Source organism: Acinetobacter tandoii, from assembly GCF_008867985.1.
Lineage (GTDB): Bacteria > Pseudomonadota > Gammaproteobacteria > Pseudomonadales > Moraxellaceae > Acinetobacter > Acinetobacter tandoii.
Window position 1 is genome coordinate 20053 of record NZ_VXLD01000002.1, and the last position, 12083, is coordinate 32135.

The following is a 12083-nucleotide window of genomic DNA, read 5'->3' on the forward strand; positions in this document are numbered from 1 at the left end:
AAGATTAAGCAGATTTCTTGGTTTGTGCATTCTTACGAATCGTGATCATCACCAATTGAACTGCTGCTGGTGTCACACCAGGAATACGGCTAGCTTGTGCCAAAGTATCTGGACGTACATCTTTCAGCTTTAAGGTAATTTCACGTGAAAGACCAGAAACAACATCGTAATTAAAATCGGCTGGAATTTTCGTTTCTTCCAGACGCTTCATTTGAGCGACATCTTCATGCTGACGGTTAATATAACCTTCGTATTTCACTGCAATTTCAATTTGGTCACCTACTTGTTGTGACACTTCAGAACCAGTCAATTCCGCAATTTGGGCAAATGAAATATTTGGACGTTTGAGTAAGTCAATCGCGCTACATTCTTTCGACAAGTCAGCGCCTGTCATTTCAACAAACTTTTTACCCATTGGGTTATTTGGCGCAGCCCAAAGGTGTTGTAAACGACCTGTTTCTTTTTCAACAGCTTCCATTTTTTCACAGTAAGCAGCCCAACGAACGTCATCCACCAAGCCCATTTCACGACCTACTGGCGTTAAACGCTGATCTGCATTATCTTCACGCAACATCAAACGATATTCTGCACGCGAAGTAAACATACGGTACGGTTCTTTCGTACCCAATGTAATCAAGTCATCAACCAACACGCCCATATACGCTTCATCACGTTTTGGCGTCCATTGTTCCTGATCCCAAGCACGACGCGCAGCGTTCAGACCTGCCAACAAACCTTGTGCACCCGCTTCTTCATAACCTGTCGTACCATTAATCTGACCTGCAAAATACAGGTTGTTAATCGCCTTGGTTTCTAAAGTAAATTTAAGCGCTTGCGGGTTGAAATAGTCATATTCAATCGCATAACCTGGACGCAAAATATGCGCATTTTCCATACCACGAATCGAACGTACCAATTCAAACTGCACATCAAATGGTAAAGAGGTCGAAATACCATTTGGATAAAGCTCATGTGTATCTAAACCTTCAGGCTCTAAGAACACTTGATGTGAATCTTTGTCTGAAAAACGGTGAATTTTATCTTCAATCGATGGACAGTAACGCGGACCCACACCTTCAATCACACCTGTGTACATTGGTGAACGGTCTAAACCGCCACGAATAATGTCATGAGTTTTTTCATTGGTATGCGTGATATAACAATTGACTTGTTCTGGGTGCATAGATGCATCACCCATAAATGACATCACTGGAGATGGGAAATCACCTGGTTGAGGAGTCATCACAGAAAAATCAACAGAACGTGCATCAATACGTGGTGGTGTACCTGTTTTTAAACGGCCTACAGGCAGATTTAACTCACGTAAACGGTGAGCAAGCGAAATTGATGGTGGATCACCTGCACGACCGCCACTCGATTTTTCTAAACCAACATGAATTACACCGCCTAAGAAGGTTCCCGCCGTCAGTACAACCGTTTTCGCATCAAAACGAATTCCCATTTGAGTCACAACACCTTTTACAGTATCGCCATCAACAATAAGGTCATCTGCTGCTTGCTGGAAAATATCTAGATTGGCTTGGTTTTCCAAAGTTTCTCGAATCGCGGCTTTATAACGTACACGGTCAGCCTGTGCACGTGTTGCACGTACCGCTGCACCCTTACGTGAGTTCAGAATACGGAACTGGATACCACCTTTATCGGCAGCCAATGCCATTGCACCACCTAAGGCATCAATTTCACGAACTAAGTGCGATTTACCGATACCACCAATAGCTGGGTTACAGCTCATCTGCCCTAAAGTCTCAATGTTATGAGTCAGGAGTAAAGTCTGTCGACCCATACGCGCCGCAGCAAGTGCTGCTTCCGTACCTGCGTGACCGCCACCGATAACAATGACATCGTAAACTTTAGGATAATGCATAGTGGTATAGAGAGAAATAAAAAGAATGACAGAGTATTATATCAAATTTTGTTGAGTAAGTTGACTAAGCAACTCAATTTTATTTTTTAAACAATTATTATTGAATGTTTCATATCACTACATAAACACCATTGAATCGTCTAATAATTAAGCAATTTAACACAATTTTTCAGCACTATTTACCTGATTTACACTGTTTTATTTTGTCTATTTTTTATCCTATTAAGAGGCAACATGACAAATAAAGGAATAAGGTACACATCATGAATAAAAATATTCTACTCTCTGCTGTTCTCTGCGGTTTATGTCTTGCTCCATTTGCTACTGTGCAAGCAAATGATAAAGTTGAAACCACCTACAATGCCCAAAAATACATGCAAGTTTGTAAAGGCAAATCCCAAGGAACCTGGGTTAGTTTTGCTTACCGTGGAATTATTTGGAATGGTACCTGCGAACCGCAATTCTTTAGTACCAATAAAGCCGTGAAAGGAAATGAATCCGAATTAATGACAGCATGCCAAACCGATATGGCAACCAAATCTGTCATGATCAATGGGATGGAAGTGAAAGGAAAATGTGCTTTAGGTTTCACTGCGCCTTATCCTAAATAAATATCAAGTCTCTCAATATTATATGACTCTAAGTGGTTGAAGTGTTTCATCTTCGACCACTTTTGTTATAGAGTAAGCGCTCTTGTTTACTCTCATTTTTTTTCCATCAAATACCAAAACACATAATGAGAACCCAAGAGTCACTTTTACAGCTACTTTGATAATAAAATGCATTTACCATCTTTTAGAGTTGACAAATTCCATCTAAAACAACACACAAGAAACAATGCTTCAATAAATGAAATACGCCATAACCAAAAAAATATAAATATTTAAAAACAATTACTTATAAAAAACACCACAAAATTAATGCTTATTTTTTTTAAGAAATACGACCAACATTCCCCTCATTATTTTAGTTATAAAGCTTATATATCATGCTTAAACCAACAAGTTTTGTGCATGAATGTCATTTGCAACGTTTATGCTTATACTATGATCAAATCAATTGTGTATTGCTTAAGCCAAAGCCCCACACAAAAATAACCATAATTTCAATTAAAAACTCAGGATCGAGTTTTTACTGATTTTTTTAAAAATAAATCAATTTAATAATAGGAATAAAGAATGGATGCAGGATTAATTACCGTTGTTTTACCACTGGCATTGGCAATTGTCATGATGGGTTTAGGTCTTGAACTTACTCCAAAAGATTTTGCGCGTGTCACACAACAACCCAAAGCCGTACTCATTTCACTTTTTAGTCAACTTTTCTTACTTGTAGGGGTAGCTTTCCTGCTCTGTAAGCTTTTTGCATTACCACCACTGCTTGCAGTAGGTTTAATGTTGCTAGCAGCTTCGCCTGGTGGAAGTACCGCCAATTTGTTTAGCTATTTATTTAAAGGTGATGTAGCTTTAAATATTACCCTCACAGCAATTAACTCCGTGCTCGCAGCAGTAACGCTACCCATAATTGTAAATTTCTCGATCAATTATTTTATGAATGACGGACAGCAAGTTAGCCTACAGTTCAGTAAAATTATTCAAGTGTTTGGCATTATTATTGTGCCTGTGTGCATCGGAATGCTTATTCGTCATTTTGCACCGAATTTCACACATAAAATGAATAAACCTGTGCGTATCTTTGCAGTTGTATTCTTAATCCTGATTATTGTTGCTGCCTTTATTAAAGAGCGCGCTCACATCATGGAATACTTTGCTCAAATTGGTGTGGCAACAATCGTTTTCTGTATCATCAGCTTGTCCATTGGTTATTTCGTACCTCGTGTTATGGGTGTACATACAACGCAAGCACGTGCCTGTGCTTTTGAAATTGGCATTCATAACGGTACATTAGCCATGACCATTGCCCTTACAGTTCTTGAAAATACCACCATATCTATACCAGCAGCTGTGTATTCAATATTTATGTATATCATCGCCGCAGGGTTCGGCATGTTATTAAATAAATTTGATCGCACTACAACACCAGTCAATAAAAGTGATTCACTCAAACTCGAATCTTAATCATAAATTTAATCAGGATGTCTCGGCATCATTTTTACAGTTATATGAAAGTGTAGCTGTAAATGCTGCTCTCAGTTACAATGTGCGCTTTAGAAAAGCAAAGTTTGGGTTATTCCGTGAAGTGGTTACAAATTCATATTACTGTTGATCAAGCACAAGTCGATTTTACAGAAACATTATTAAGTTCTTTGGGTGCAGTGAGCGTGACTTTGGACGATGCTGAAAATCAAGACTTACTTGAGCCACTTCCGGGTGAAACACCACTTTGGAATAAAGTGATTGTGACAGGTATTTATGCACAAGAAGAAAATGAAGAAATTGATGTCGCTGCATTAGAAACCTTCATTCGTACACAAATGCCTGATGCACCTTTGCGTAGCGAGTTCTTAGAAGATCAAGTTTGGGAACGATCTTGGATGGATTACTACGAACCAATTCAAATCAGTGAAAAATTCTGGATTGTGCCTGAATGGTTAGAGCCACCTGAAGCAGATGCTGTGAACATTAAACTTGATCCAGGTCTAGCTTTTGGTACGGGTAACCATGCCAGCACATTCCTGTGTTTACAATGGCTTGGCAAAACCGACCTCAAAGATAAAGTCGTAATCGATTACGGATGTGGTTCAGGTATTCTGGGTGTTGCAGCATTATTATTGGGTGCTAAAAAGGTCTACGCTACAGATATTGATCCGCAAGCGGTATTGGCGACTCAACAAAATGCTGAGTTAAATGGTGTACTCGACAAAATTTTTGTGGGCTTACCTGATGAGTTTAATGAAACGTTTGGCAGCCAAAAAGCGGATGTATTAGTTGCAAATATTTTAGCAGGTCCGCTAATGGCTCTTGCACCAGAGTTTGCAACTTTAACAAAATATGAGGCAGAGTTCGCACTTGCAGGTGTAATCGAAGAGCAAGTTGCTGATGTTTCTAGTATTTACTCAGAATTTTTTGATATATTAGAAGTTGAAAAACGTGAAGAAAACTGGTGCCGTATTTCAGGCAAACGCCACAAAGCCTAACTATCTAACTTAAAAACTATGAGCGAAAAACAAACCAGCTGTCCTGAGTGTCTAACAATTTATCGAGTCTCTGTGGCTCAACTGACTGTTGCTCAGGGCATGGTTTGTTGCCCAAAGTGTTCAACCACGTTTAATGCTTTAACGCATTTGATCAATCAGCCATTTGGCCAGCTTTCGACTTATCCAGCTTCGGAAGATCATTTTGATTCATCCAATCAAGATGTTGATTTTCGTCCGCAAATGTCGAATATTGCTTTTGAACATTCTTTATCGAATCGTCAGCAATTACTCGAGATTTTTGATCGAAAAATTGAACACTCAAATATTGATCTAAAAACATATTTGAACAATCTCAATTATTTTAGTACCGATCCAATCGGCAACTTTCCTGCCCTTAACCTTGCAGAAAAAGATCTCGACCACAAACCTCGCACCCCGATATATTATGTCATGTGGGGCATCATAAACATTGCCCTCATTCTATTATTATTGTTCCAATTTTTTTGGTTTAATCCTCAGTACTTAAGAAGTAGCCCTAAATTAGCCACGAGCTTTAATCAAGTTTGTGCTTTGTTCAAATGTGAAATACAACAAGAAAACTATACCCTTATTAGCGTCACCAAAATAAAAGCCAAGCGCATTGCAAAAAACAAAACACTATTTACAGGTGAATTAATCAATTATCACGATAAGAGCCTTCCATTACCGACCTTAAAGGTTATCTTACGTGAACAAGGAGCAGAAACAGGTAACTTTACGCTTCAACCCAAAGAATATTTGGCAGACAACTTGGTCGGTATTGAGCGCATCCCTCAAAAAAGGCCTTTTAAAATCCATTTTGAGCTTCCAGTCGATCGAAAAAGCTTTGATGACTATAGTTTAGAAATTGTTGGACCTTAAAAAATGAAAAAACTACAAAAAAAGTAAAAAAAAAGTAAAAAAAATGCAGTTTTCTTGCTCACTTTTTCTAAGACAATGGTATCATACGCGCCACGAAAGCTTTGTGCTGCAAACTCCTCGCTAATTTTCACAACAACTACTAGTTTTGCCAATGCGCTTTATTCCAGATAATGCGTAGGGTATCTATTTTTTGTTTTGATTTTGATCAGTAACAAATATTAAATTATTGTTACGTATGTTTTTTGATCAAAATAGCTAGTTTGTGGCAAGCTAAATGTACGAGTTTTAGAACTCCTCGTTTTAGGATCTAAAACGGAGTTCATTTATTTTTATAGACAACATTAATATATCGCTTTACCCAAGCGGTATCTGATTTTTCGGATTAATTCGCATGAATAGCAAATCTCCTATTTTTACTGCACAATCTGATGTTGCTCTACGTATTCACGTAGATCGCGCAGTTCGCCATTACTTTGCTCAATTGCAAGGCGAGCAACCTTCTCAGGTCTATGACATGGTGCTAGCAGAAATGGAGAAACCTCTTTTATCTGTAGTTCTTGAGTATACACGTGGTAATCAAACACGCGCTGCCGAGATTCTTGGACTGAACCGTGGTACTTTACGTAAAAAGTTGAAAGCTCACGGTTTAATGAGTGAATAAATGATAAAATGCTTGCGGCTTCCGCGGGCATTTTTTTTACCTGCTATTTTTAGCTTTTTTTGTTTTAATCCTTGATAACTGTGACGAAGATCATGACCATTAAACGCGCATTAATCTCTGTTTCCGATAAAACTGGCATTGTTGAGTTCGCTCAAAACCTTTCTGCTCTTGGGGTAGAAATTTTATCAACTGGCGGTACATATAAGTTGCTTAAAGACAACAATATCGCTGTAGTGGAAGTTTCAGAACATACTGGTTTCCCAGAAATGATGGATGGGCGTGTAAAAACTTTACATCCAAAAATTCATGGCGGTATTTTAGCTCGTCGTGGTCTAGACGAAGCAGTAATGGCTGAACACAACATCGATGCGATTGACTTGGTGATTGTGAACCTTTATCCATTTGCTGCAACAGTCGCTAAACCAAACTGCTCACTTGCAGATGCAATTGAAAACATTGATATCGGTGGCCCAACAATGGTTCGCGCTGCTGCGAAAAACCATGCATCTGTTGGTATTGTGGTAAATGCTTCTGACTATGACACTGTTATTGCTGAGCTTAAAGCAAATGGTGCGCTGTCTTATGAAACTCGTTTTGATTTAGCAGTAAAAGCTTTCGAACACACTGCTCAATACGACGGCATGATTGCTTCTTACCTAGGTGCTCGTGTAGGCAAAGTAGAAGGTGAAGCAGACAAATTTGCACGTACTTTCAATACGCAATTAAATAAAGCTCAAGATTTACGTTACGGCGAAAACCCGCATCAATCCGCTGCTTTCTATGTTGACCCAGCTGCAACTGAAGCTTCTGTTTCAACTGCAAAACAGCTTCAAGGTAAAGAGCTTTCTTATAACAACATCGCAGATACAGATGCTGCACTTGAATGTGTAAAATCTTTCGCTAAACCAGCGTGCGTAATTGTGAAACATGCTAACCCATGTGGCGTTGCAGTTTCATTAGATGGCATTCAAACAGCTTACGATCTTGCGTATGCAACTGACCCCGAATCTGCTTTCGGTGGTATTATTGCTTTTAACCGCGAGTTAGATGTTGCAACTGCTCAAGCAATTGTTGACCGTCAATTTGTTGAAGTGATCATTGCACCAAGTATTGCTGAAGGCGTACTTGAAGTGACTGGCGCGAAGAAAAATGTTCGTGTCTTAGTTTGCGGTGAATTACCAGCAATTGATGAACGTGCTCCACAGTTAGACTATAAACGTGTGAATGGTGGTTTATTGGTTCAAGACCAAGACTTGGGCATGATCACGAAAGATGATCTTAAAGTCGTAACTAAGCGTGCACCAACTGAACAAGAAATTGATGACCTAATTTTTGCGTGGAAAGTCGCAAAATATGTGAAATCTAATGCAATTGTTTATGCAAAAAACCGTCAAACGATTGGTGTAGGTGCAGGTCAAATGAGCCGCGTAAACTCAGCACGTATTGCAGCAATTAAAGCTGAACATGCAGGCTTAGTAGTTGAAGGTGCTGTAATGGCTTCTGATGCATTCTTCCCATTCCGTGATGGTATTGATAATGCAGCGAAAGCAGGCATTAAGTGCATTATTCAACCAGGTGGTTCTATGCGTGATGAAGAAACGATTGCTGCTGCTGATGAAGCGGGTATTGCAATGGTCTTCACAGGTATGCGTCATTTCCGTCACTAATTTCGGATTTCGACGGTAATGACTTTGTCATTCGTATTAATTAAAACAGATTTCTAAATCTTGCATAAAGTCTTCGGCGCTTCAGCGGAAGACTTTATGTCATTTTCGATTCATGGAGTATGAACCGATGAATATTTTAGTTTTGGGTAGTGGCGGTCGTGAACATGCTTTGTCATGGAAAATCGCTCAAGATGAAAAAGTAACTAAGGTATTTGTTGCACCTGGTAATGCAGGAACTGCAACTGAAGATAAATGTGAAAACGTTGCATTAGACATTCAAAATAATCCTGCAATTATTGAATTTGCTCAAAATAATGCAGTTGATTTGATTGTTGTTGGGCCAGAAGCTCCGCTGGTCAATGGTGTGGTCGATGCATGCCGTGAAGCGGGTCTTAAAATTTGGGGACCAACTCAATTTGCTGCACAATTAGAAGGCTCAAAGGCTTTCGCTAAGCACTTCTTAAAGCGTCACAATATTCCAACTGCTTTTTACGATGTGTTCACTGAAGTCGATGCAGCAAAAGCATACGTGACAGAACATGGTGCTCCTATCGTAATTAAAGCGGACGGTCTTGCTGCGGGTAAAGGTGTTATCGTTGCAATGACCAACGAAGAAGCTTTTGCAGCGATTGATGACATGCTCGCTGGCAACAAATTTGGTGACGCGGGTTCTCGTGTTGTTATCGAGCAATTCCTTGCTGGTGAAGAAGCCTCTTTCATTTGTATGATCGATGGTAACAACATCCTGCCAATGGCAACTTCACAAGATCACAAACGTATCTTTGAAGGAGATCAAGGTCCAAACACAGGTGGTATGGGTGCATACTCTCCTGCTCCAGTGGTTACTCCAGAAGTATTTGACCGCGTCATGACTGAAATTATGCGTCCAACTGTGGAAGGCATGAAAAAGGATGGTCATGTTTACACTGGCTTCTTATATGCAGGCCTTATGATTGATGAGCAAGGTCAACCACGTGTAATTGAGTTTAACTGTCGTTTTGGTGACCCTGAAACACAGCCGATTATGATGCGTTTAAAATCGTCTTTGGTCGATTTGGTTGAAGCTGGTATTGCAGGCAATCTCCCAGCAGAAGCTGAATGGGACGAACGTAAATCAATTGGTATTGTACTTGCAGCAGAAGGTTATCCTGAAACAGTTCGTAAAGGTGACGTTATCTCTGGTCTTGGCCAATCTCCAGAAAATACTAAAATCTTCCATGCTGGCACAGCAATGAGCGCTGACGGTCACATTTTGACTGCAGGTGGTCGTGTTTTATGTGTGACTGCACTTGGTGATACCGTACTTGAAGCACAAGTCAATGCTTTAGAAGTTTGTGGTCAAGTTACATTTACAGGTATGCAATATCGTACAGATATTGGTTATCGCGCTATTGCACGTGAAAATGCATAACTCCCATTGATACGGCAACAGAAAAACCCGCTAATTTGCGGGTTTTTTTATTTCCCCATTACCTAAGAAGGTTGTAACTTAAGCAAAAGTAATCTACTTAATTCAGCAAGTTAATCTCTTTTTCACCCCCAGTTCAGAGGTTTGTGATATTGATTGCGAACTCAAAGCTTTGATTTTAAGCTCTCGAGGCGACATTCCAAACCAATTTTTACAAGCTCGACTTAAAGTAGATTGTTCTGAAAAGCCAAGTGTTGATGCAATTTGGCTCATAGACAACTGCGAATCGACTAAGTATTGTAAAAGTAAGTCTCGCTTCAACTGCTCTTTAATTTCTTCAAAACTTGTACCTGCTTCATTGAGCTTACGTTGCAAACTTCTTGGATGCATTGCCAACATCTGAGCAACTTCGGCTTTATTCGCTTTGGGACTTGATAAATGAATGCGTATAGCGTGACGAACTCGCTCGACAATGGAACTATGATGATTGTGGAATCTTTGTTCAAGATAACTATCCACAATTTCTCGTAAACCCCAATCTGAACTATTAAACTGAATATTCAACATATCCTTATGTAAATATAAAGCTGCATGTTTTTGACCCACTACAACTTCAGCATTGAAAAATCGTTTATAGATATTCAATGGTGCAAGCGGGCTATGTGGTAGTGAAACTTTTAAAAGTTGATATTGATTACCACTCAAATATGCGAGCACTCGGTGGCATACAGCTAAACCTAAGTCTATAACTTGACGTTTACTGAAAATATTTTCTGAATTTTTGAGTTGTATATCGTAAACAATCTCTATAATTTCAGCATTCTGATCAAATAAATCAGTCGTTACATGTTCATTCATCTCTAAGCGCAATGCTGAACCATGCAGGAATAAAAGATCAGATGAAAATTTAATTACTTCTCGGAATGTGGATGCACTTTGTATAATCTGTCCGAGTACACCTAATACACTAATATCCTGATAAGTGGAAATTCTCAAACCCAAATCAGCACAATTGGCTTTTTGTGAACTCTCTTCTAAAAGTTGTATTAAGAACTGATGCTTAATCCATACATTACCAGCGTGTAAATCTGTTAAATTAATGTGATATTTTTCCAATAAAGGCAGCGGATCTATTCGTTGCTGCTGCATAACATCTACATAGCCACGCAAACCTGAGCTATGTACCATATCTTGTCGCGTATCTTTTTTATGTATTAAATCCAAATCAACCATTTAAACAATCCTTGTCTCAATATGTCAAAAAATTGACTCATTTTGTCAAGCTAGCATAAATATTCAAAGGCACAATAGCAAAAAATGGACATTTAACCACGCATGACCAACATCTCGAAAGGATGAACTCCTATTGTAAATACGTAGGTTAAGGAAATAAATGTTCCATTTCCATTAAGGATAATATAAGGACACAAGAATGAATTTTAAAAATGTAACTGTTGCTGGTAGTGGTGTATTAGGTTACCAAATTGCGTTTCAAACTGCTTTTCATGGTTTCAAAGTCTCAGTTTATGACATTAATGATGACGTACTTAATCATGCAAAAGCCAAATTTTCTGAATTAAGCGCATGCTATAAACGAGATATAAATGCAACTCAGGAACAATTGGACAATACATTTAACAACTTAAGCTACCATTCAAACCTTGCAGAAGCTGTTCAAGATGCCGACCTAGTAATTGAAGCAGTGCCTGAAGATGTGGCAATTAAAACTGAATTTTACAAGCAACTGAGCCAAGTTGCTCCTGCAAAAACGGTTTTCGCAACCAATACCTCTACTTTATTACCAAGTCAGTTCCGTGATTTGACTGGTCGACCAGAGAAGTTTCTCGCCCTCCATTTTGCCAATATCATTTGGGTCAACAATATGGCTGAAATCATGGGACATGAACAAACAGATAAACACGTGTTTGATGATTTGGTTCAATTTGCAAAAGCAATTGGCATGGTCGCGTTACCTATTTATAAAGAACAACCAGGTCACCTACTTAACTCAATGCTCGTTCCATTTTTAATCTCAGCATTAGATCTTTGGATTAAAGAAGTTTCAGAACCAGAAACTATTGATAAAGCATGGATGAAATCGTTTGGTTCACCCAAAGGTCCTTTTGCAATCTTAGACATCATTGGCATTAACACTGTATATAATGTTGCAAAATTAAATGCAGATACCAATCCACTTATGGTTCCACTCATGCAAAAGCTAGAAGTTGAATTTATTAACCCTGGTCATTTAGGTATGCCAAGTGGCAAAGGTTTCTACAACTATCCAAATCCTGCGTATGAATCTGCTAACTTTTTAAAATAAAAGTTGCGTATAGAAATTAAACATTCAATTCTATACACGCATATTCCATATACAGCAAAGCGATGCTTCTTATAGTATCGCTTTGACTTTTATACCTCTCAAGCCTTTTTATTTCATAAAGCTCAAAAGTATTCTATATATT

At 38.8% G+C, this 12083-nt stretch carries 10 protein-coding genes; 8 read left to right on the plus strand and 2 right to left on the minus strand.

Going from position 1 to position 12083, the window contains the following annotated elements; all coding sequences use genetic code 11:
* Positions 1-4: 4 nt before the first annotated feature.
* Complete coding sequence (gene mnmG, locus F4W09_RS03270) at positions 5-1885, minus strand: tRNA uridine-5-carboxymethylaminomethyl(34) synthesis enzyme MnmG (protein WP_016166492.1); 1881 nt, start codon at positions 1883-1885, stop codon at positions 5-7.
* A 263-nt stretch (positions 1886-2148) separates the two neighbouring features.
* Between mnmG and F4W09_RS03275 the strand changes: the two genes are divergently transcribed.
* The 7 genes from F4W09_RS03275 (at position 2149) to purD (ending at position 9621) form a co-directional block, all read left to right on the plus strand.
* On the plus strand, positions 2149-2496 hold the full coding sequence (locus F4W09_RS03275) for a hypothetical protein (protein WP_044739516.1): 348 nt from the start codon (positions 2149-2151) through the stop codon (positions 2494-2496).
* Between the two features lie 567 nt (positions 2497-3063).
* Positions 3064-3963: a bile acid:sodium symporter family protein gene (locus F4W09_RS03280; protein ID WP_151504016.1), complete on the plus strand. Its 900-nt coding sequence runs from the start codon at positions 3064-3066 to the stop codon at positions 3961-3963.
* A 116-nt stretch (positions 3964-4079) separates the two neighbouring features.
* Positions 4080-4982 carry a 50S ribosomal protein L11 methyltransferase gene (prmA, locus tag F4W09_RS03285; RefSeq protein WP_044739535.1) on the plus strand — a complete coding sequence of 301 codons (903 nt, stop codon included), beginning with the start codon at positions 4080-4082 and terminating at the stop codon, positions 4980-4982.
* 18 nt (positions 4983-5000) lie between these two features.
* A complete protein-coding gene (locus tag F4W09_RS03290; protein ID WP_151504017.1) occupies positions 5001-5882 on the plus strand; it encodes an MJ0042-type zinc finger domain-containing protein in 882 nt (293 codons plus the stop codon).
* A gap of 391 nt (positions 5883-6273) precedes the next feature.
* Positions 6274-6543: a DNA-binding transcriptional regulator Fis gene (gene fis, locus F4W09_RS03295; RefSeq protein ID WP_001086304.1), complete on the plus strand. Its 270-nt coding sequence runs from the start codon at positions 6274-6276 to the stop codon at positions 6541-6543.
* A 92-nt stretch (positions 6544-6635) separates the two neighbouring features.
* Entirely contained in the window at positions 6636-8210 is a 1575-nt protein-coding gene (gene purH, locus F4W09_RS03300; RefSeq protein ID WP_151504018.1) for a bifunctional phosphoribosylaminoimidazolecarboxamide formyltransferase/IMP cyclohydrolase, read from the plus strand.
* Positions 8211-8337: 127 nt separating this feature from the next.
* Positions 8338-9621, plus strand: coding sequence for a phosphoribosylamine--glycine ligase (gene purD / locus F4W09_RS03305; protein ID WP_044739512.1), 1284 nt, complete (start codon positions 8338-8340; stop codon positions 9619-9621).
* A 102-nt stretch (positions 9622-9723) separates the two neighbouring features.
* On the opposite strand, the gene F4W09_RS03310 is transcribed toward purD, so the two are convergent.
* Entirely contained in the window at positions 9724-10851 is a 1128-nt protein-coding gene (locus tag F4W09_RS03310) for an AraC family transcriptional regulator (RefSeq protein ID WP_151504019.1), read from the minus strand.
* A gap of 199 nt (positions 10852-11050) precedes the next feature.
* Between F4W09_RS03310 and F4W09_RS03315 the strand changes: the two genes are divergently transcribed.
* Entirely contained in the window at positions 11051-11941 is an 891-nt protein-coding gene (locus F4W09_RS03315) for a 3-hydroxyacyl-CoA dehydrogenase (protein ID WP_151504020.1), read from the plus strand.
* Positions 11942-12083 lie beyond the last annotated feature (142 nt).

What these genes read in the sequence shown, in the direction of transcription:
- mnmG (WP_016166492.1), bottom strand. Translation starts at nt 1,885, where the DNA reads ATGCATTATCCTAAAGTTTACGATGTCATTGTTATCGGTGGCGGTCAC.
- F4W09_RS03275 (WP_044739516.1), top strand. Translation starts at nt 2,149, where the DNA reads ATGAATAAAAATATTCTACTCTCTGCTGTTCTCTGCGGTTTATGTCTT.
- F4W09_RS03280 (WP_151504016.1), top strand. Translation starts at nt 3,064, where the DNA reads ATGGATGCAGGATTAATTACCGTTGTTTTACCACTGGCATTGGCAATT.
- F4W09_RS03290 (WP_151504017.1), top strand. Translation starts at nt 5,001, where the DNA reads ATGAGCGAAAAACAAACCAGCTGTCCTGAGTGTCTAACAATTTATCGA.
- fis (WP_001086304.1), top strand. Translation starts at nt 6,274, where the DNA reads ATGAATAGCAAATCTCCTATTTTTACTGCACAATCTGATGTTGCTCTA.
- purH (WP_151504018.1), top strand. Translation starts at nt 6,636, where the DNA reads ATGACCATTAAACGCGCATTAATCTCTGTTTCCGATAAAACTGGCATT.
- purD (WP_044739512.1), top strand. Translation starts at nt 8,338, where the DNA reads ATGAATATTTTAGTTTTGGGTAGTGGCGGTCGTGAACATGCTTTGTCA.
- F4W09_RS03310 (WP_151504019.1), bottom strand. Translation starts at nt 10,851, where the DNA reads ATGGTTGATTTGGATTTAATACATAAAAAAGATACGCGACAAGATATG.
- F4W09_RS03315 (WP_151504020.1), top strand. Translation starts at nt 11,051, where the DNA reads ATGAATTTTAAAAATGTAACTGTTGCTGGTAGTGGTGTATTAGGTTAC.